Annotated in this window: 15 protein-coding genes and 2 pseudogenes; 8 read left to right on the top strand and 9 right to left on the bottom strand. The window is 64.8% G+C overall.

All coding sequences use genetic code 11. The annotated features are described in order from the left end of the window. Window positions 1–300 precede the first annotated feature (300 nt). Both NR810_RS49710 and NR810_RS52980 read right to left on the bottom strand, forming a co-directional pair. The gene (locus NR810_RS49710) at window positions 301–660 is read right to left on the bottom strand and encodes a hypothetical protein (RefSeq protein ID WP_257463189.1); all 360 of its coding nucleotides are present in this window, start codon (window positions 658–660) and stop codon (window positions 301–303) included. Window positions 661–676: 16 nt separating this feature from the next. Continuing rightward, window positions 677–1033, bottom strand: a pseudogene (locus NR810_RS52980) (class I SAM-dependent methyltransferase); the annotation flags it as partial. A 65-nt stretch (window positions 1034–1098) separates the two neighbouring features. On the opposite strand from NR810_RS52980, the pseudogene NR810_RS49705 reads away from it, so the two are divergent. The 4 genes and pseudogenes from NR810_RS49705 to NR810_RS49695 all read left to right on the top strand — a co-directional run. Then, window positions 1099–1662: pseudogene (locus NR810_RS49705) on the top strand (queuosine salvage family protein); the annotation flags it as partial. Further along, window positions 1565–1915: a queuosine salvage family protein gene (locus tag NR810_RS52975; protein ID WP_407653907.1), complete on the top strand. Its 351-nt coding sequence runs from the start codon at window positions 1565–1567 to the stop codon at window positions 1913–1915. The pseudogene NR810_RS49705 and the gene NR810_RS52975, both read left to right, overlap by 98 nt. 665 nt (window positions 1916–2580) lie before the next feature. Beyond that, entirely contained in the window at window positions 2581–2757 is a 177-nt protein-coding gene (locus tag NR810_RS49700) for an alpha/beta hydrolase family protein (RefSeq protein ID WP_257463187.1), read from the top strand. 79 nt (window positions 2758–2836) lie between these two features. Continuing rightward, on the top strand, window positions 2837–3574 hold the full coding sequence (locus NR810_RS49695; RefSeq protein ID WP_257463186.1) for a hypothetical protein: 738 nt from the start codon (window positions 2837–2839) through the stop codon (window positions 3572–3574). A gap of 278 nt (window positions 3575–3852) precedes the next feature. Here NR810_RS49695 and NR810_RS49690 read toward each other — a convergent pair whose 3' ends face one another. The 4 genes from NR810_RS49690 to NR810_RS49675 form a co-directional block, all read right to left on the bottom strand. Beyond that, the gene (locus NR810_RS49690) at window positions 3853–4638 is read right to left on the bottom strand and encodes a hypothetical protein (RefSeq protein WP_257463185.1); all 786 of its coding nucleotides are present in this window, start codon (window positions 4636–4638) and stop codon (window positions 3853–3855) included. After that, on the bottom strand, window positions 4635–6215 hold the full coding sequence (locus NR810_RS49685; RefSeq protein ID WP_257463184.1) for a transposase: 1581 nt from the start codon (window positions 6213–6215) through the stop codon (window positions 4635–4637). Before NR810_RS49685 ends, NR810_RS49690 begins: the two co-directional genes overlap by 4 nt. Before the next feature lie 326 nt (window positions 6216–6541). Continuing rightward, window positions 6542–7762 (bottom strand): tyrosine-type recombinase/integrase, encoded by a 1221-nt coding sequence (locus NR810_RS49680; RefSeq protein ID WP_257463183.1) that lies wholly within the window; start codon window positions 7760–7762, stop codon window positions 6542–6544. Further along, window positions 7759–7983, bottom strand: coding sequence for a helix-turn-helix domain-containing protein (locus NR810_RS49675; protein WP_071905296.1), 225 nt, complete (start codon window positions 7981–7983; stop codon window positions 7759–7761). Before NR810_RS49675 ends, NR810_RS49680 begins: the two co-directional genes overlap by 4 nt. Window positions 7984–9055: 1072 nt before the next feature. On the opposite strand from NR810_RS49675, the gene NR810_RS49670 reads away from it, so the two are divergent. Together NR810_RS49670 and NR810_RS49665 are read left to right on the top strand one after the other, a co-directional pair. Then, on the top strand, window positions 9056–11158 hold the full coding sequence (locus tag NR810_RS49670; RefSeq protein WP_257463182.1) for a serine/threonine protein kinase: 2103 nt from the start codon (window positions 9056–9058) through the stop codon (window positions 11156–11158). Between the two features lie 51 nt (window positions 11159–11209). Then, a complete protein-coding gene (locus tag NR810_RS49665; protein ID WP_326522559.1) occupies window positions 11210–12148 on the top strand; it encodes a DUF2381 family protein in 939 nt (312 codons plus the stop codon). Window positions 12149–12176: 28 nt separating this feature from the next. Here the strand turns inward: NR810_RS49665 and NR810_RS49660 are convergent, their stop codons facing one another. Together NR810_RS49660 and NR810_RS49655 are read right to left on the bottom strand one after the other, a co-directional pair. Then, on the bottom strand, window positions 12177–12935 hold the full coding sequence (locus NR810_RS49660) for a DUF5953 family protein (protein WP_257463180.1): 759 nt from the start codon (window positions 12933–12935) through the stop codon (window positions 12177–12179). Window position 12936: 1 nt separating this feature from the next. Beyond that, window positions 12937–13863 carry a DUF6310 domain-containing protein gene (locus NR810_RS49655; RefSeq protein ID WP_257463179.1) on the bottom strand — a complete coding sequence of 309 codons (927 nt, stop codon included), beginning with the start codon at window positions 13861–13863 and terminating at the stop codon, window positions 12937–12939. 484 nt (window positions 13864–14347) lie between these two features. Here NR810_RS49655 and NR810_RS49650 point away from each other — a divergent pair, with 484 nt between their 5' ends. After that, the gene (locus NR810_RS49650; RefSeq protein ID WP_257463178.1) at window positions 14348–14842 is read left to right on the top strand and encodes a hypothetical protein; all 495 of its coding nucleotides are present in this window, start codon (window positions 14348–14350) and stop codon (window positions 14840–14842) included. Between the two features lie 557 nt (window positions 14843–15399). Here NR810_RS49650 and NR810_RS49645 read toward each other — a convergent pair. After that, complete coding sequence (locus NR810_RS49645) at window positions 15400–18957, bottom strand: NACHT domain-containing protein (protein ID WP_257463177.1); 3558 nt, start codon at window positions 18955–18957, stop codon at window positions 15400–15402. 826 nt (window positions 18958–19783) lie between these two features. Between NR810_RS49645 and NR810_RS49640 the strand changes: the two genes are divergently transcribed. Then, complete coding sequence (locus tag NR810_RS49640; RefSeq protein WP_257463176.1) at window positions 19784–20323, top strand: ATP-binding protein; 540 nt, start codon at window positions 19784–19786, stop codon at window positions 20321–20323. Window positions 20324–20693: the final 370 nt, after the last annotated feature.

Below are 20693 nucleotides of genomic sequence, written 5' to 3'. Positions count from 1 at the left end.
AACCGAGGGCGCCATGCCTCACCCGCTTCCACGGCGTCTTTGCTCCGGGCGCGAAGCTGCGGCCATTGCTGCTGCCTCAGGAGGGGGCTTACGCCGGGCCAGAGGAGGAGAGCCTGTCGCTGGCAGCGACGGTGGAGGATCGGAGAAGCGGTCCTGCACGTAGCGCTCAACACGCTGACCAGCGATGTGAACGAGGTGGCGAAGACCGCCATCGACTCCGTGTTCGAAAGGTCGGGGAGACAGGATTCGCACCCGTGGCGGGAGACAGAACCAGGGGCGCTGCTCAAGCGCGGCGGTGCATTAGAGGGCCGGTGGGCCGCTCAGCAGCAGGGCTCCCACGGGGATGCTGAAGAACCAGCGCCCGTTACACGGGAGGCTGGCCAGGCGCAGGTACTCGCGCATCTCCTGCCTCAGCTCCGAGGGCAGCGCCGAGACTTCCGTGTGCATGATGAAGCTCAGCACGTCATCGAGCTCCCGAGCGTCCTCCTGCATGAAGTCGGTGGTCTCCAGGGTGCTCGGGAACTGGTGCACCTCGGGGGACAGCCCGGCCTGGCGGAGCGCCTCGGCCACGTCGGAGGTGGCTCTGCTGTAGTCGAATGGCAGGGGCTCCGAGCGTGCCAGTCGTGGCTCGAAGAACCGATAGAACGCAGCCAGGCCCACGTGGGTCTGGTGGAAGATGAGCAGCGTGCCCCCCTGGCCTCAACCCGCGCAGGGCGGCCCGGACGTGGTCCGCCACGGGCTGCATGTAATACAGACAGTGGGACATGAGAATGAAGTCCCACTCCGGCGGCAGCACGGTCTGGGGGGGCAGGGCGACCGGTCTCAGCTCGGTGGGGCAGGGAAACCGGGTCAGGGCTGCTCGCAGGTGGAGCTGGAGATCCGGGTTGGGCTCGAGGGCCGTATAGTGACCCGGATGCTTGTTCAGGGCAGGCAGCACGCCGAGGATGAACTCACCGGTGGCCGCGCCGATGTCCAGCATCCGGAAGCCCTCGGCGCAGCGGCGTCCAATCGTCTCGGCGAGAAACCGGCCCATGGCTACGTACTCACTGCTCCGGCGGAAGAAGGCGGCAAAGCACTCCGCGTACCGGTGGGGCGTTCGTGTTGACGCTGGACGCCATCAACTTTGGCTCGGGCTGGTTTCCCCACCTGCGCAAACGGCCGGGGGCCTCGGGGTACTTCACCGTGGCCGGAGGATTGACGGACCACTTCCGCGCCCACGGGAGCATCCCTCCCGAGCGTCTCGCCGTCCTCACCGCCGAGGACTGCGCGGCCCTGTTCGGACAGGCGCTGACGGATGAGCCGATCCGGGAGCTCATGGGACTCTTCGCGCGCTCGCTGAGCGACCTCGGACGCTTTCTCCTGGAGCGCTTTTCAGGACGGTTCACCGCGCTCGTCGAAGCGGCGGGCCATTCGGCGGAGCGGCTCGTGGCCTCCCTCGCCGAGATGCCGCTCTACCGCGACGTGGCGCGGTATGGGGACTTCGAAGTGCCGTTCTACAAGCGGGCGCAGATCACCGTGACGGACCTGGCGCTGGCGTTCGGCGCGGAGGGCTGGGGACGGTTCGATGACCTGGAGCGGCTCACCGCCTTCGCTGACAACCTCGTGCCGCACGTCCTCCGCGTGGACGGAGTCCTCGAGTACTCGCCAGCGCTCGCCGAGCGACTGGACCAGGGGGGAGCCCCTCGCCGCGGGTTCGGCCGAGGAGATCGAGCTGCGTGCCTGCGCGGTCCATGCTGTGGAGCTCCTCGTGGCCGAGTTGCATCGCCAGGGAGTGCCCGTGATGGCGATGGGGCTCGACCACGTGCTCTGGTACCGCGGCCAGGGCGCGCGCTACAGGCAGGGCCCGGCGTATAGGCGGGATAGAAGCCAAGTTGAGGGTGAGGGCTGGAGAGGAGGGGCCGAGAAGGGCCGCTGACGGGGCCAGCAAGGCCGCGCGCCGCGCCGGTACACGGGACGGTACAACCCCTTGGGGCACACCCCTGCTCTGGCCGCCCTCGCTTGAGGAGAGAGGCAGGGAGTTGGGGCGTATTGACAGCGGCTGCGCCAGGTTCAGCACCACGCCTGCTGGGGTGGTCCCCGGGCCGGGGCCCGCTTCAGAGCCTGAGAGGGAAGTCCCAGGTGCTCCAATATCGAGCGCACCCCAGCGGGGGCCGTCACATACGCCAGCACCTTTCGCCTGCCTCCACACCGCGGACAGGCGAACACGTCCAGTGCGAACGTCCTCCTGAGCAACTCGGCGAAAGTCTACTCGCGGCGTCTTCTCCTTCATCGGCTCCGTGCTGGCCGCTGCCTGGGTCGCCACGCTCGCCTCCTCCGCTCCCGCTTGGGGGAGCCACCTGCTCCTCAATCACGGGCACCGCGCCCGGGGGCAGCGACTCCCGGGGGCAGTGCGGGTCCTTCGCTCTGCCAGCACGCGCCTCCTTCCTCCGCCCCCTGGACACGCGCAGAAGTCGAAGTCGAAACTTCTCTTGAGGTGGCTCGCCCGCCCAGTCCAGCCGTGCTGCACGCCGCTTCTTCCTCACCGCCACTGCTGCACCGGCCGGTGCCTCGGCCTCCCACGGGAACGTGGTGTAGAGGTCGATGGTGTTGCCGCTCCTGCGCTACGCCGTGGCGCTGCGCGCGGCGGGCGTACCGGCCGAGTACCGGTGCTTCGCGGGTCAGGTCCATCCGTTCGTCCTGCTGGCCGGTCTCATCGACGCCGCGCACGACGCCCGGCGGCTGATGGGCGAGCGGCTGCGCGAGGCGTTCGGCGGCTGACGCGCAGATGCAAACGGGGGTGCTTCCTGCGAGAATGCGCGGCGCGGTGCCGTCCGTGCGCCTTCCCCCGGAGAAAACGATGAAGAGACTCGTGTTCGCCGTCTCGAGCGTAGTGGTGTTGTGGGCGTCCGGCTGCTCCAACACCCTCGAGCAGGAGGACTTCTGCACCGAGTACGCGAAGGCCACCTGCGAGACGTCGGTGAAGTGCTGTACCAGCCGGAGCCTCGACCTGGCGAGCTGTCAGTCCGGCTGGAAGGCGCTGTGCGAGCGCCTCATCATCGCCGGGATCGAAGCGAAGAAGTCGAACTACGACGCGAGCGCGGCCGCCGAGTGCATGGGCGACATCCGCGCGCGGCAGGATGAGTGCAAGATGTCGCAGGACACTGATGGCTCCTGCAACCGGGCCATCACGGGCACCATCTCCGAGGGCGGTGACTGCAAGGACTTCCCCAGCTCCTGCGCCCAGGGCCTCACCTGCTACCTCCGCGTCTCGAACGAGACCACGAAGGGCACGTGCGTGAAGCGCGCTGGCGAGGGGCAGATCTGCGCGGACGCGCCGTGCGAAACCGGCTTCTACTGCGACTACAGCACCCAGCTCTGCAAGAGAGAGGCGGCGCTCGGTGCGGACTGCTCGAACACGCGGTGTTCCCGCGATGCGTACTGCGATAGCGAGACCAAGAAGTGCATGGAGCTCAAGGACGTGGGCGCGGCGTGTGGCAGCTCGTCGCAGTGCAAATCCTTCCAGTGCACCAGCGGGACCTGCACCGCGAACGATTCCGCGGCCACCGGGTTCTGCTTCGTGCCGACGGAGCCGTAGTCCGCCGGCTCCAGCCCGCAACCCTCCACAGGGCCCCCATCCCGCCCGGACGAGCATAAGACGAATAGGGGCTGTGTTGAGGGTTGTGGGCTGGTGAAGAGGGGCCGAGGAGGGCTGCTGACGGGTGCCCCCGGGCCGTGCGCCAGGCCGGTGGGGAGGCCGTGCAGCCCTCTGGAGGCACACGCCGGCCCATGCGACGCGTTCCGGAAGTCCATCCTCGCGTGCTCCAGGGCAGCCTTGCGGTCCTCTGACACGAGGCGCGCGGCCATCCGTCGCGCTCAGGCGGCGGCCTGCGCAGGAGCCTCCTCGACTCCGATGACAAGGGCTCCCGGCTCCAGTCTGTACGTGCTTTGGCCGCGCAGCGGCTTGCCCCACGCCTCGCTGGCGGCGCGCAGCAACTCCGGCGTGACCGAACCGGTGAGCGCCCCCAGGGAAGGCGCGAGTACAGCTTCGACATTCTCGCTGATCTTCTGAGGGGCGAGAATCGAATCGTCGCCAGCGTCCGCTTTGCTGGAAGCCTTCCCCCAATCTCCCATCGCAGCATCAAAGAACGCGCGGCTCTCACAGCGCACCTGCTTGGGCTTGCCACCGAAAATCTGAAGGTAGGCCGCGGTCCCCGCTCCGGTGATGGACTCATCCACGGTGAGGCGCACCTGTCGGTTGGCGCGCTGACGCTCGGCGAGGAGCTTCGCCCAGCCCTCGGCGGCCACGGGGAGTTCCTCCGCGCCTTCCTCGACGCGGATACGGAGGACCTCTCCGCCCGCCTCGAATTCGAACACCCCGGTGCTCCGGAGGGGCTTGCCCCACACCTGGCTGGCGGCGCGCATGAGCTCGGACAGCGGGGGTTCGAGGTCGGCCTGGGGCCCGGACGATTCGGGCCAGAACACCTCGCTCTGGAAGCGCACGCAATCGGGCTTGTTCCTGGAGAACACGAGGGAGGACAGGACGTCCATCTCGGCGAAGCGCTCAGCGAGGGGCAGCTCCACCTCACGGCTGGCTTTCTTCATCGCGGCGGACAGCGCGAAACCGATGCCGGCCAGCACGAGCAGAATGAGAGAAGTCACAAAGACATCAATCGTGTCCAGTCCCAGAACAAACCTCCGAGGTCCGCGAGCGTCTTATCACCGACGGGTCGATGGTGAAGCTGGATTTCAGCGAAGCGTATAGGCGGGATAGAAGCCAAGTTGAGGGTGAGGGCTGGAGAGGAGGGGCCGAGAAGGGCCGCTGACGGGGCCAGCAAGGCCGCGCGCCGCGCCGGTACACGGGACGGTACAACCCCTTGGGGCACACCCCTGCCCTGGCCGCCCTCGCTCGAGGAGAGAGGCAGGAAGTTGGGGCGTATTGACAGCGGCTGCGCCAGGTTCAGCACCACGCCTGCTGGGGTGGTCCCCGGGCCGGGGCCCGCTTCAGAGCCTGAGAGGGAAGTCCCAGGTGCTCCAATATCGAGCGCACCCCAGCGGGGGCCGTCACATACGCCAGCACCTTTCGCCTGCCTCCACACCGCGGACAGGCGAACACGTCCAGTGCGAACGTCCTCCTGAGCAACTCGGCGAAAGTCTACTCGCGGCGTCTTCTCCTTCATCGGCTCCGTGCTGGCCGCTGCCTGGGTCGCCACGCTCGCCTCCTCCGCTCCCGCTTGGGGGACCAGAAATGGCCGCAGTTGCGCGCCTGGAGCAAAGGCGCCGTGGAACCTCGTGAGGTTTGCCCGAGGCGGAGGTACCAGGGACGCTACACGCCGTAACAGTTCCAGCCCGGTGAAGATCAGGTGCGTGGTGCCGTCGGGCAGCGGGCGCTTCATGCGGTAGGCGATGCGGCCATCCTCCATTCGCGCCAGGCGCTCCAGCGCCAGCGCGCCACGCGCCCCATAGCGGCACAGCCGCGTAAGCCCCTGCCTGTCGTTGGCATGGAGGTGCGTATTGGCATGCAGGGAGAAGCCTTCCAGCAAGGTGCACCGGGGCTGCTTTCGGGGAGGGGGCCGGACGTCCACCTCCGTCCAGCGCAGCCGTTGCTGCAGGGAGTGCGCCTGGTACGCCTGCAGCGCGTCCTCGGGTCCTTGAGCGGGCAGGGCCCCTCTTTTCTCCAGCAGGCGCAGCGCCCGATGACGCACCACCCTCAGCAACTGCTCCACCTCACCTTGCGTGGGCGGCGGCAACGCCTCGAAGCGCACGCCGCCCTCCCGCGGCACGAAGACGCCGTCCGGCACCAGCGAGTGGAAGTGCGGCGTGACCTGCAAGGCGGAGCCGAAGAACTGGATGAACGACACGGCCCCGACCTGCCCACCCCGCATTCCCTGCCGCCGTGCCCTTCGGCGCTGCAGGGCAAACACCGCGCGCAGGAAGACGGTGAGGACGTCCGAGAGCAGTCCCACGTCCTTGAGCAGCACCCACCGCACCCGGTGCGGAAAGGACAGCGTCCACTGACGGTAGGGCACATGCGGCAGCACCCGCTCTACCAGGTGCACCGCCGTCACATGCGCCCGCTTCGCGTTACAGGAGGGGCACACCCCTCGCCCCTTGCACGAGAAGGCGACGAGCAGCTCGTCCTTGCAACTCTCGCAGCGCACCCGCGCGAAGCCGTGCGCCAGCACGCCGCACTCCAGGTACCGGGCGAAGTCCCGCTCCACGTACCGGGGCAGGCCCACACGCTACCGTCCGCCTCCCACGGGCCCCGTGGAGCCCCTGCCTGCTTGTGGGGCTCGGGGCCTACGAGAGCAAGAGGCCGAGGAGGGCCGCAGCCCACGCCGGATTGCCCCCTTCCAGGGCCTCCAGGGCCGCTGTGACGTGCTTTGCTACATTGCTACAGCAGACCCGCGCTGGAGCGCTCTCAACACACGTCGGCGCGGAGCAGGGAGCAGCATAAGCGGCTGGAACTCCTACGAAAACCGCTCTCAACCGTTCTGGAGCGCTCTCGCCGGAAGCCTCCGGCGGCGGGTTCGATTCCCGCCGCCTCCACTTTTTTACGCCGTGCTTACGGGTGGTTAGCAGCGTCCTCCATCCGTGTTGCACGTATGTCGCACGCGGGCGCAGAGGGCCGGTCGAGAACCCCGACCGCCTCTCTGCGCGTGTCCGGGCTCAGGTGGGCGTAGCGCTCCGTCATGTCGATGGTCGCGTGCCCCATCAGCTCCTTGATGACCGTCAGCGGTATCCCCCTCATGGCGAGGTGGCTGCCGTAGGTGTGCCGCAGGTCGTGCCAGCCGATGCGGCCCTGCTCGCGCGTGATGCCCGCCCGCTGGAGGGCCCGGCGCAGCGGCAGCTTGAGCAGCCCGTCGGTCAGCGGCCGACCGTCCTCCTGGCAGAACACGTAAGGGCCGCGCAGGTGCCGGTGTCCCTTGAGTGCGTCCACTGCCGAGTTGGGCAGTTCTACCGTCCGCTCGCGTCCGCCCTTGGGCAAGCCCGAGACACCGCGCCAGATGGTACGGCGGACGTGCAGCTTGCCGCGCTGGAAATCCACGTCGCCCCACTGGAGCCCGATCAGCTCCCCTTGCCGCAGCCCCGCCTTGAGCGCCACCAGCAGCAGCGCTCGCCATTCCGGCTCGGCGGCGTTGCTCAGGCGCTCGGCCTCCTCGAAGGTGAGGAAATCAAAGGGCGGCTTCGGCAGCTTCGCGAAGAGCCTCACGCGCGGGGCCTGCTCGATGACCCGCTGTTCTTCCGCGACGGCCAGCAGCTTGCTCAGCACCGTCAACACGTTGTTGATGGTTTTGAGGCTCAGCGGCTTCGGTTCCTCGCCGCTGCGCTTGCGGAGGGCTGCCCGCGTGGGGGCCTCCTTCCGGGCGCGCGCTGCCGACTTCTTCTTGCGCATGACAGCCTTGAAATCCTCCATCTCAGCCGGGCCAATGGCAGCCAGCGCCATTTCACCGAAAAACGGCAGGATGTGAGCCTCCAGGATTTGGCTCTTGCTGACGACGCTGGAGTGCTTGTTGTTGTTCTCGCTGTAGGTGAGGAAGCGCGGGGCGAACTCCGCCAACGTCATAGGACGCTCCCCGGTGTTGTTCTCCTTTCCGAAGGTTCCATTTAGGAAGGAGGCGCGCAATTCGCGCTCGTACTGCTCGGCACCCCGGCGCGTCTGCACAGGCGAGAACTTCACGACTCGCTGTCGCCGTCCGTCCGGGTGGTGGAACATGAAGTCCACTTGCCAAGCCTCCTCGACCTTCCCTGCCTTGTTCTGCCACTTCCGCAATCTGACGCTCATTTCCGACTCCCGAGCGCAGAATCACGGCCCTTACCGGCTGTCCACTCTAGCAGGGCAGCGCGGCGGATGCGGAGGGTTTTCCCGATGCGCGCGACGCCGGGAACCTGCTCAAGCCGGATCGCTTCGTAGAGAGTCTTCCTGTTCACCCGCAGTATTTCGGCGGCTTCCTCCACCGTGAGAAACGCGGGCGCGGCATCCGCAGCAACGGGGGGCGTGCTCATAGCTGGCGCCCCTCCTGCACTGGCGTTGCTCTCCGGGTTGGAGAAGGGGCCGCACTCCGGAGAATGCCGCGCCGCTGGTGCATGGACGCGCGAGCTTCCCGCCGATCTCCATCGCTGGCCCCCAGGCAAGTGACCACAGGCGTCGCCTGGAGTGACCACAGGCGCGGCCTGGAGTGACTACCGGCGTTCTTCCCGGCGTCCTCACTTGTCAGCCAGCAACGGCGCACGAATGCGCCACACACGGAGAGATTCCCCTCCAGGGATTCGATCTTGTTCATCACCTACCCGCCCTGAACGACACGCCCAACAGCCCAAGAATTACCCAGGCCAGCAGTGACACAGCGCAAAGCCGCGTGTCCAGGCCACGAACATAGCGCGAGGGGTGAGCGGCGAGAGTGCAGCCGGGCAACCAAGGGCCGAACCAGCGAGCGAATGGAGCACGGCCCGCTTCGACACAGCCAGCGCACCCCACGAGGCACGCGGCGAATGGGGCCGTCCGGCCTGCCTGGATGCTCGCCACGAGGTCCGCGTCGACGTGGCCTCCGGTCCGGCCCGTATGGACGTGCCAAAAGCACAGCGCGCATCCAGACGGGCAGGCAAGGGAGGCGGGTAGCGACCGCGTGGCCACCACCGGGCCCACCAACGCCACCACTCAGCGCCACCAGTGGCGCCACCACGCGCCACCACTGGGCCCACCAACACCATCACTCAGAGCCACCAACGGCGCCACCACCGAGGCCACCACCGGGCCCCGGCTACTCATAGGACCGGCCCGGTAATGACGGGCCATGCCGAACCGTCGCGCGTGAGTGCACAATAGGCCCGCGCCTTGCCGGGTCCTGCAAGGGCACATGCCGCACGCCAGCGGACGGAAATAACACACATGTAGGAAACAAATCTGTACTGATTTCCCCGATTCGGGTCTGAACGCGCAATTCGTGCAATATTTGTTTCCGACTTGTTTGGAGTGGTCGCGAGCTTTGGCGGGGTCCACCTGCCGCCCCGGTCCCACCGGGAGAGCCGCATCCTTGCGGTCATGGTACGCTCCCCCATCTACGAGGTGAGGTAGAGCGTGGGACTGGCACTCAGGCACCCGGACATCGGCGAGATGATCGGAGATTACAAGGTCGTGGGGTTCTTGGGCGCGGGGGGCCTGGGCATCGTCTACAAGGTCGAGCGCGGGGGCCGCTTCTTCGCGTTGAAGCTCCTTCTAATCCCCAAGCTGGACGGGCGGGGCAAGCGTGAGATCGGCATTCTCATTCACCTGGAGAACCCCGGCGTCGTCCGCTACGTGGGCTCGGATTTCTGGCCGGACACAGTTATTGGCCATCCCTATATCGTGATGGAATACGTGCCGGGGGACACGCTTTGGACGTTTGCCTACAAGCGAAACCCGTCGGCTCGGAAGGCGACGCGCATCATCCTGGACGCGGCATTGACGCTCGGGGAGGTACACGCGGCGGGTGTGTTTCATCGCGATGTGAAGCCGGAGAACATCGTCATTCGGGAAGGGAACGAGCGCCCGATCCTGATTGATTTCGGGATTGGTTCTCTTGCCAGTGCCCCGACTGTTACCGGCTCGCAGCTCCCGCCCGGGACAGAGGAATTCCGCTCTCCCGAGCAGATACGCTTTCAGCGCGCCAACCCGGACGGCACGGGTCAATACGAGTACGGGCCCACCGATGAGATGTGGGCATTGGGCGTGACTTATTACTGGCTGCTGACGGATGCGCTGCCCTTTGGCGAGCGCACGGATGAAGGGTGCCTGGACGGGCTGCGCGAGCGTATCTTGACTCAGCGGCCCGAAGCGCCGCACGTCGTCAACCCCCGCGTGCCGCTGGCCGCCTCGCTGCTGTGCATGAAGATGCTCGCGGAGCGGCCAGAGGACCGCTTCCCGTTGGTTGCGACACTGTGCGCGGCTCTGAATGAGTCCCTGTCCAACGCGGAGACCGACGCTACCTGGGAGCCGCCGCTCGTGGACCCGCTTGAGCCGCAGACGACCACGACGCTCGATGACCCGGCAAAGCAGGAGCCAAACGAACAGCGGCGCATGTTTCTCAAGCTGGTGAAGCGGCGCCCCCGGCGCGGGCAGCCCTCGCCGAACGCGGCACCCGTGCTCTTCGTGCCCGCTGCGGCAGCAGGCCCCCGGCCCCCGGCCCCAGCCGCGAACCAGGACAAGCTCCCCATGGTGGAAGCGCCGCGCGTGGACCCGGCCCCGGTGGAGCACGAGCCGCCCGTGATGAGCGCCCCGGTGCCGCCAGCACGCGAACTCAAGCCTGCCGCAGGTCCACCCCCTCAACGCGCAGCGTGGCGTCTCGGGGTCGTTGGGGCCGTGCTGACGGTGGCCGTCGTTGCCCTGTTGGTGGGCGCGGACTTGTGGGGGCCTGGCTCTTCGAGCCGCACCAGCGAGGCACGGTTGGAGCTGCCGCTACCGCCTACGTCCCCCACCCCTAGCTCGACCGACGCAGGCGTGCACGGTCGTGAAGTGGCGCCCGATGTCAAGCCGCTGGAATCTCTCCCTGGAGGAGACGCGGCACCCGTTGGGGCTCAACTTCCCGCGTCTACCGCTAACGACATGCTTCGCACGCCCGATCAGACGCCCAAGAAAGAAACGCCGAAAACGCAGACGCAAGGTGTGGGATTCCGCTTGCCGGTAAAGCCCGCAGCCGTGGCGGTCTGTGCGCTGCTCGACGGGGGATGCACCGCGCCCGCTTCCCAGGTGCGCCCCGAGCCCCCCGCGATTACCTGCCCCCAGGGTTGGCGGGAGACCCACGAACGGTTCAACGTCACTGGCCGCGACGAGACCGCCACGGTCAAAGGGTACAAGGGAGAGGCCGGAGAGGCGGCCAGGGTGAAGGATGGCCCCGCTACCCTCCAAACCGGCATCTATGGTTTCGTGGGCAATCTACCTGCCGGGACCCTGCTACTTGGACAGTGGAAGCTCGGAGACAACCGCCTTTTCGGCACCTTCACCGAGGCGAAGATTCCAGGCGTTGGGACTCTTCCTGTGTGTTTGGTTGCTGGCCTGGAAGGCAACACGCTCTACATGGACGAGCACGGCAAGCGTTTTGATTGCCCCCCCGGCTTCGGCGTGTGCCTCACTCCCGGAAGCACGCCCGGCAACGCCAAGACACCTACGCGCGTTTTCCTCATTAAGCCTGTCGGGCAGCCCTAATCCTTGCCGTGCCCTTTGGAGGTTGAGTTTCCGTGCTGCCCCCCTCTCCCGGTGCCGTCCTGCTGGCCGCTCTGCTCGCTGGTGCTGCGCAAGCCGCAGAACCGCACCCCGTCCCCCGCCCCCCGCTGCGCAGCGACGGCGCGTTTTGACTTGGCCGCAGGCTCCCCGGAGGGAGCGCCGGAAGTGTGCGCGAGCGCAGACGAGACGACGACCTTCGTCTTTGACTCCCGCGTCGCTGTGGGGACAGTGGAGTTTCAGCCAGGGGGCCGCCTCGCGGATTGGGCACTCGGGCAAGACGGGCTGAGTCTCTACGCCACTCCCAAGGGGGATTATTTGCCTGGGGAGCGCGTCAAGGTGACAGTGCGCTTCGCGGATGGCGCGGCACCGGCGAGCGCGAGCTTTTGGCTCGTGGGCCATGCGGCAAAGGGGACGCGCCGGGTATACGTGTTCCGGCAGCCGCGCCCGCCCGACGTGTGCGAGAAAGAGCGTGACGAAGCACAGGCCGAAGCGCGCCAGTGCCAGGAGGACAAGGCGCGGCTTCTGGCCGGGCGTCAGGAGCCGGGCGGGCTCATGGGGGTGGCATGGCTGGAGGGGGCCGGGGTCGTGGGGTCCGACAACCTTGGCTTCCTGACGGTGCCGCCAGCCAACGCGCTCGGTCTGAAGGGGGCCTGGAGTTACAGCTATACGCCCACGGGCGAGAGCCGCCCGGCAAGCGTAGCTATACGGCTGGGCCTACTTAACCCCGGCGCTGAGCCCTGGACGCTGGCGGGGGCGGCACTGGTGGACAAGGCGGGGGAAGAGGTGGAGCTTACCCGGTGGCAAGAGGCACCCATCCCCGCGAATGGTGCCGGTGCCGTCGTGGTGGGTTTGAAGGGGGCGCGCGCGCAACTCGGCTGCCCCTGTACCCTCAAGCTTTGGGAAGCGCAGGGGCCCCGTACCGTCACCCTCGGGAACGTCACCTTCCCGGTGAACCAGCAGGCGGGGCCCTGAGCACGGCCAGCGCGAGCCGTGCCGAGTCTCAAGGGGCTGCGCGCCCGCCAATCTCCGGGAAGCGCTCGTAGGCTCGTTTGAGCGCGTCCAGGTGGGCGGGGTTGTCCAGGTCGAGCGGCGCATCGGTGAGTTGCACAACCCACCCGCCCGTCGCGGTGCTCCGTGCGCGTGACAGCAACTCCGCGTCGCGGGCCGGGTCCGGAAAGCCGATGGCTTCCGCGGCAGCGGCGGACCAGTAGTTCACCCACCCGAGGCAGTGCGGAATCTCAGACGAGCGCATGTGCTCTGCGATCTTGAGCGCTGGTAGTCCCCGTGGCGGGATCCCCGGCTTACGAACCGGATCTCTGGTCTGCCGCGAAATCTCAACAGCCGCGTCGGACGGCGTTGCGAGCCCCCAGAAAGCACGAGCACCTTCCCCGATGGCCGCTAGCACATCCATCGCCGCTGCAATGCCAGCCACGTCCAGATGTAGCGATCCATGGATTTCAAAGTGCGGCGGGCTCCTTGCGGCAAGCCCGTTCGGGTTCTCCCACGCGGTCAGCGTCACCGGGCGGCTTTTGTCATCGTTGCAAAGGAACGGAAACCCGCCGTCGATCTTGTTTGCCGTGACCCACTCATCGCGATGGGGCAGCGCAATGAACTCCTCTTTTTCAGAGAGCGTCCAACCCAGCCGCAAACCGGGAAGCGCGCCCTCCATTCCATGAATGATAGCGAGAGGCCGCCTATCTTCGCCCACGAGAGCAGGTGCATAAACGATGATGCCAAGTTCATCCGAGAAAACCGCCATGTCAGCACCAGTCCATGATTTCAATGTTGAGGTTTCGATCTAATTTCTCAAGCGCGGCTTTATGTGCGGCGCTTTTCACGCCAACGACAAAGTTATACCCACAGTCTTCGGCGAGTCTTTTTTCGCGTTGTATTTCCGGCAATTTCATCCGGGCAAAAAACCTCTGGGAGTGTGGTGAGTGTATATCGAAGTCATCAGTCTTCACCTCCCACAACGTGCGCGTGGCCAGTTGCAGCGCGTCAAAGTTCTTCCCATTGACGAGCGCATCCCAGCCAGAGAAAGTGTTGTTCGGAACCCTGTCGGCGCATTTGTTGTGCAGGTCATTGCCTCCCCGGTGCGGCACGGGGATAGGCTCGCACCTGTTGCGATCTCGCTCCGTGACTCCGGGTGGCTCCACGGGAGGGAAATCCGGTCCTTTGGGCTCCGGCTTGGGCCTTTTTTTCGGCGAGGGTTTCTGCGGGGCGGGCGCTGTTTCAGGCACGGGCCGCGTTTCAGGCGCGGGCCTTACCTGGACCTGGGGACGGCCCCTCTTCTCCGCGTAGGTATCCAACGCCTCTTTGATGGCGAAGCCCACCACCACCACGCCCGCCACAATTACCGCTCCCACAACGATCTCCGGCGCCGCGAGGACGCAGATTCCAATTCCCATTGCAGCGGCACCGGCAGAGGCAACCGCGCATCGCCTCGTGATGTCGTGAAATTCGGTCCGGTCATGGTCGAGGGCATGAAAGCACCGCTCCGCCAGCACGGGCCAGGGCTCAGAAGCTTCGCGGACGGCGCACCGCCCCCCATCCGTCCAGGGCAGCTTCGCCGCGCGCTGGAGGTTGGCGAGCCTGGGGTCGCGGGCCGCTGGCTCTCTTGGGCTTGGGGAAGTCGTCGTACAGGCTGAGAGAAAGAGCAGAAGTGCGAAGCACGCTCGGAGACGCATGGCCGGGCCCTCCCTTTGGGCTAGGACCTAGCTGGTCCTGGCGGGGCCGCTCGGAGTATGGCAGCGGACCCCGACAGCTACGGACGCCCGCCAGGGGAGCGGCGGGGGACAGGGGATAGCTCGGGTCTGGTGGAGGGAATGAGGAGGGCAGCGGCAGTTCGGTCCCATGGATACCTACCAGGGCGCTAGCTGTGCCAGTGGGCGTGCGCTCGTGGACGGAGCCAAGTCCTCCACTGTCGCGGCACGGGACGGGCTCTTTTCCTCCGGCTCCAGCCTCGCCCCTATGACGGCAAGGGGCCGCTCGTTAGCAAGCTGAAGCATCGAGCAGGTACGGGTCTGATAGCTCTTCCACCCACTAATCATGCACGGCTAACTAAGCCTTGGCCTGCTCGAAACTGCTATGGTGAAATCCATGATCGGACGCTCATGGCGTCGTCAGGCTCCTGATCAACAAGCTGGCCTGTAAATGACGAGGCGAAACCAGATGAGTGAAAATTCGCAGGACATCAAATGCATCGTCGCACAGATCGGAGCGCTAAGCCATTCGTTTGTCGAAACGACCTTGAGGGAGTTCAAGGAGGGGAATGCCCAACGGATCACGTATGACGCCGATGGGCTGCTAATTGGAATTCCTGAAGCGGCATTTTCCCTCCGTGGTTTATATGGAATTCGCATCACCAAGGACGGTCGCTCAGGAGTTGCTTACGTCGGAAAAACACAGAACGACGGAAGACTTCGCCATCATCTCTCAAGGCGGAACAAGGATGGTACTGCCTTGAAGCCAAGCGTTAAAAACAAGCATGTCGAAATCAGGAAGGCGATTGAGGAAGGGTACGAAGTGTTTCTGTGCCTATGCCCGGATGCCGACTCCGGGGCGGCTTCTCTTTTATATCTTGAAGCCGTCTTGGCTTTGGCTGCCCGGGACGACTTCAAGCAGATCTTCCCAGAAGAAAAACACTGGAATCTGCGAATTGGATGATCATCCCTACGTCGCCTCGCTCAAGGCATAATGCTGGCTTTGAGTGAGGCGGCTCTCAAGACCTGTGTAAATGAGAACCTTGGCGGCCTTCCGGCAATAGGCCACGCGCTGCTCGTAGTTGGATAGCCGCCGTTGAGCACCTGAGCGCTCGCCACGAGGCCCGCATCGACGTGTTCGACGTGTCGCCCCCGCGCTCGCCCCAAGCTTGAGCACTCGCCACGAGGCCAGCATCGACGTGTCCGGCCTGGATACTCGCCACCAGCCCTAACGCTCACCACGAGGCGAGCGTCCGACATGTCCGGCCTGGATGCTCACCCCGAGCCCGAGCGCTCAACACGTCCGCCATGTTGCACGTATGTCGCAGGAGCCTGCGGAGTGTGCTGGAACAGGACGGGACGAGATGGGACGCGGCGGGATACCGACTCCCAAGCATTCCGGGCGGTTGCGAGGTAAGGGCGCGATTCTGCTGGGAGTTTCGCACCGCCCGGCGCGGGTTTGATTCCCGCCGCCTCCATTCTTCAGCGGCCCCAAGTTCTCCGAAACCCGGGGCCTTCTTCTCAGGTGACCCTTAGATGTCCTCCCTCTGTTTTGACGGTCAACCCCAGTCGGCCCGAGAGCGTCTCGATTGATTCGAGTGCTACCCCTCGGATAGCCCAATCCTGGAGATCGTTGTACAGTGAGACCAATACATCGAGCGCCTCACTCGTGGAGTGGGCCGCGATCATAGCGATACCCTCGAACGGAACGTTAGGGCGGTTCTCGCGAGCGAATCGGTTGGCCACATCGAGCGGCAGGATTCTCCGTTTGCTCCTCAGTTCACTGAGCGCAGAACGGATGTCTTGCCCCGAATCATCCTCATCAAACTCGGAACCATCGAGCGAGGGCAATGTTGGGAGGAGGCGCTGCAAGGTATCGAGGGCACGCATGGAGCCCAGACCCGAAGCTGCTGTGAGCAGCTTCAGGCGCTGAATAATAGATAGATCATGACGGTCGGTCCATTCATCGATGAGATCAGCCCAGGCGTCCAGCGCTGGATGGGGAGGTGAGTCTCGAAGGACCCCACTGTCGAACGCGTCCATCTCATATATCGAGGTCATCCCGTATAGAGCGCGGTGCGCGATTTCAGCGGCCTCTGCTCCATTGAGGTTGCGGTTGTGGATGAGTTCCGCCGCCTTCACTCCCAGCTCTCGAGATGGGTAATGTCCGAACAACGCAATGACTACACCCGCCATGTCGAGAGGAATGTTGTTTAGACGAGTGACGAGGTTTTCGAAGGACGCCCTGTCTCCATAGCGAGCCGCATAGGCGAGCATCATGTCACGATGCGACAGGGCCAGCCCGTGTTCTTGGGTGCTGCGCTGGATGAACGAGAGAAACATTGCGTGATCCGGCAACAGCGTTTTCAGGTTCATCACCAGCCCCAGCTTTTGATTGTCGTCCAGCTCTGGCCCCACCATGTAGCGGAGGACCAGTTCATCGGGAGCCTTCGTGAGTGAGAGCGCCGTCATGGCGGCAAATTGATCACTGTATCGCTCCGAGCGGAGGGCCCGCTCCATCAGGAGTTCTACTCTTCCATCGAGCGGCCTTGGTCCGAGAAAAAAGGCCCGGAGGCGTAAATTGTCGGGCAGCATCTCATCAAGGGCCAAGTCAAGGTAGAGTCCTTGCGTCAAACAAGCGGGATCAAGGCTCTCAACCAGATGGGCAATTGCATCAAATTGATCCAATGTCGTATTCGCTCGTCGCGCACGCTCCGCGTACATCCTGAACGCCGTATCACCAAGGCGCTCGATTGCACGCCGCATGGGATGAATGCTGAAGAATTTATCGAGACTGCGTTCGAGCAGGGTAGCGAGCACTTCCTGCGTCAGCAATGGATCATCCACTTTCGCTACTATCTCGCCTGCCCCAGCATTCATGAGCCACGAGTGGGAAAGACAGGATCTGACCTCGGCCGGAAGCGGGTTCCAAAAGCCGTCCGTAATCAACTGCCCGATCCGATCCCTGAGGCGAAAGGAGGCTCGATCCCAGAACATCGCGAGCCGCCTACCAACATCACTGTAGAGGCTGGGGCTAACTCTTACACCGTTGGTAATGCAGCGACCAACGAGGCGTAGCCTGGTACCAAACGCATCGTCCTCGGTGGCAAGCATTCTTTCGATGATGGGCGAGGGAGTCGGATGGAGTTCCAACGCGAACTGCATCACCTGTGCCCACGGACGTTGGAGTGCGTCCGGAATGCGAGAGAGGAGGTTCTCCGCCTGCTTCTGCACGAGATAGCACGCCGCAAGGTATTCCTGCACGATAGGAAACGGGAACTCAAGCCTGATTGCGCTTTGTCGTCGAAGGATGCCAAAGTTGAGCAGTCGTTCGAGCACGGTGCTCGTACCAGTCGTGTGCGGCGAGACACGGGTAATGGTGTCCCTGACGTCACGGTCCGTCGCTCCAATTTCCTGCTTATCCAGGCGCTCAAAAGCGAGCGCTTCGGCAATCGACCGCAGGAGGACACTGTCATCCTCATGCTCTGGTAGAGCCTTGTGTTGTTGGGGCTGGAAGAGTGTCCGGAGGTAGCTCTCAATGAGCTCGCTGCGATTGCTAGGCAGGTCCGAGCCCGCACGCCATGTAGCCAGAAGAATCGAAAGGAACAGCGGAATCCGGGTCAGGCGCGCTAGGTCTGGGTAGACTTCGAGGCGTCGCGTGAGTGCCCCCCCATCGAGGCCTGGAACGAAGCGCTTCATCGCATCCGCGAACCGCATGATGTCGGTGTCTTCAAGGGGCAGCAACTCGACCGTTCGGGCTTCTGCGGGCCCTGAGAGCGCGGCTGGATCCCGCACGGTCAGCATCCAGGGAACAGACGGGTACCGGGCCGCGAAGGTGGCGATACGCCCAAGGACTGCTTGACGGCGTCCGGCAGGCATTTCGTCGAGGCCATCGAAGAGGAGCACTGCCAACCCCTTTTCGGCAAGGCGTGCCCAATTGATTCGAACGTTGAAGTCTGGGTTGACGTAGGTCATCAAAAATTCGACCACGCCCTGCTCGCTTGATGCGAATGAACCCAGCGGTATTTGGACTGGTACGAGGGGGCCTTGTGCCAAGCGAGCAGCCACCGCTTTGAGCAGAGCGGACTTACCAAAACCGGGACCAGCGACGACGATGCACCGGTCGAGTCGTTCCGAGGGAAAACTCTGCAGTTCCACCGTCGAAGTGTCGAGCCCGAGCACTAGGCGGGGCTGCTCGTCCTCGAAGTCGGTTGGGTTGGCGCGGTCATAGTCGCGCGCACGTGGCCAGACAAACAGTTCGGCTGCTGGGCCCGATACGGAGGTCCCGGGAATTTCGATGCGGGCGAGGCGCTGAACAGTCGAACGGTACGCTGGCATTCCCCATTCCAGGGGCTCCGCAGTTTCGATACCGAACTCCGTCGAGAGACGACGCCGTAGCTTCGCAGGCAAGAAGAGTGCGCGTCGCCTGGATCCGCCTCCAGCGATATCCCGGAGCACTGAAAGGAGTCGTGCTGGGAGTGTGAATCCGGCAGCGAGCATGCGCCGGTTGAAGTCGCGCTCGAGTTCATCAAGTGGGAAGATCTTGATCGTTGTCCTGCGCAGGAGCGCCAAAGACTGCGTAGAAGGCCCGAGCGCACGTTCGATGGCATCAAGGATCCGCTTGTGCTTATCTCCAAGGCGGGTGTGCCACTCGGCTGCGTCGAGAGCCGTATCGGCCCGTTCGCACAGATCTCGCAGGCCGGTAGCGAGGGGGTCATGCTCTCCAATCACTATGAGGAGGCGGTCCTCCACCCCGAATTCGGGGCTCATGGATTGTGCGGCCAAGTCGTGCCAGAGCGCATCCCAGGCGCTGCCAGAGGACTGCAGTCGCATTTTCGCTTGCACCCAGTCGCAGTGCCCATCTGCGTATCGGACGACGATGTCATCAACGTGACTAGGGGCTTCGAGGCGAACTTCGCTTACCTGCTCCTTGGGAGGCTGAGGCCCGAGTTCGAGCATGTCAGCGAGGTAACCCGCAGCAAGCGAGTTCTGATAGAAGATGCCATCCTGCGTGGTCGGACCACCGGACTCAGTCACCAAGCCCCCTTTGTCGATCGTTATGGGATGAGCATAAGCCATGTTGGCGGGCTCATGGTGGTGCCATTGACTCATTCCAGGGGCTGTGAGCGAGCCGCCTGCAGGCCGGGTGTCGGACGAACGCATAGGGCGAATAGAAGGCCTGTTGAGGGTGAGGGTTGGAGCGCAGGGGCCGAGAAGGGCCGCTGACGGGGGCCGCCCGAGCAGAGCGCCAGGCGGGTGGAGAAGCCGCGCAGCCCCTTGGGGTACACGCCTGCCCAGGCCGCCCTCCCATGAGGTGCGCGGCAGGAGTCTGGCTCTCTTGGCTGGGGCGACTCGAGCCTCAACACCACGCGGTCTGGGGGGGGCCTCGCGCCGGGGCCAGCCTCGTACCTGCCGGGGCCATGCCCAGGTGCTCCAGAATCGCTCGCACTCCACCCCCTCCCTTCCCCGCCGCCTGCCTCCACCTAACCTTGCACGTCTCGTGTTGCGCAGGAGGAGGCCGACCGGCTCTTGTGAGGGCCTGCCGTGTTGCACGTATGTCGCAGGAGCCTGCGGAATAGCCTGGAATGGGGCGGGACAGGACGGGACGCGGCGGGATACCGACTCTCAAGCATTCCGGACGGTTACGAGGTAAGGGCGCGATTCTGCTGGGAGTTTCGCACCGCCCGGCGTGGGTTCGATTCCCGCCGCCTCCACTGTTTTACGCGGCACACGGCAGCCGCATCTCGGGCCCGTGGAGGGCTCCCTGGGCGGTAGCGGTACCAGCGGGCACGCTCTCGCGGGCAGTGCCGGGTCAGGTGACCGCTTGCCCGTACCTGAAGGGTGCCGGATCCAGGCCGCTCGCGCTTTGATTGGTGCCCCCTGAAGATCTGCGGTACGAACACGCATGCGTATCGCAGTGACTGGCACGCACCGAGTGGGAAAGTCGACGCTCATTGAATCGCTTGAGGACCGACTCGCGGAGTATCGGGTCGTCGACGAGCCGTACTTCCTACTCGAAGAGGAAGGTTACGAGTTCGCTTCTCCACCGTGCTTGGAAGACTTCCTCGAACAGCTCCGTCGCTCGATGGAATTGCTTGAGGACGAGGATGGCGCGCGAAACGTTCTGTTTGATCGCTGTTCCCTCGATTTTCTTGGATACCTCCTGACGCACGAGGAATCAGATTCGTTCGATCTGGAGGAGTGGCTTGCCCGGATTCGTTCCACCATTCAGACCCTGGATCTCGTCGTCTTCGTGCCCATCGAGGAGCGCGATCGCATCCAGATACCTGCACACGAAGATCCCGAGCTGAGGGTGGAGGTGGACGAGAAACTCGCCTGGATGCTGCTCGACGACCCTTTTGAGTTGGGAGTGGAAGTTCTACCCGTCCACGGCTCCAGGACCGCGCGGGTCACCCAGGTCCTTGAGCGCCTTGGGCGAGGATAGCGCCGTCTTGGTTTTGTCACCGTTCAGCACGGGCCCAGCCGGAGGCTTGGGGTCCCATGTGCGGCGGAGCCATGTTGCACGTTGGGGCGGTGGCCCGGCGTTGAAGATGGGCGCATAGCACTCCCCGAGCACCGCACCAGCCCTCGACCCTACCCGGTCGCGGCGTCCGCTCTACTCCGTCCCGCCGCGTGGTCACCCGTTGCGCACCGTGACAAGGATGGGCGGGCTCTTGACGACCGTGCGGGCTGAGCCATCCCCTCATTTTAGCAGGGGAGCAAGGGAGCGGTGTGTAGGCTGAGTGGTGCGAGAAGTAGGACGGGCGCTATTACTTCTGCGGTCATGCGCAAGCCACGCCTCAATGACCAGCAGG

Origin of the sequence: Archangium lipolyticum (genome assembly GCF_024623785.1) — a bacterium.
Lineage (GTDB): Bacteria > Myxococcota > Myxococcia > Myxococcales > Myxococcaceae > Archangium > Archangium lipolyticum.
The sequence above is the reverse complement of the archived record's forward strand: the minus strand, read 5'-3'. Positions and strand labels throughout refer to the sequence as shown.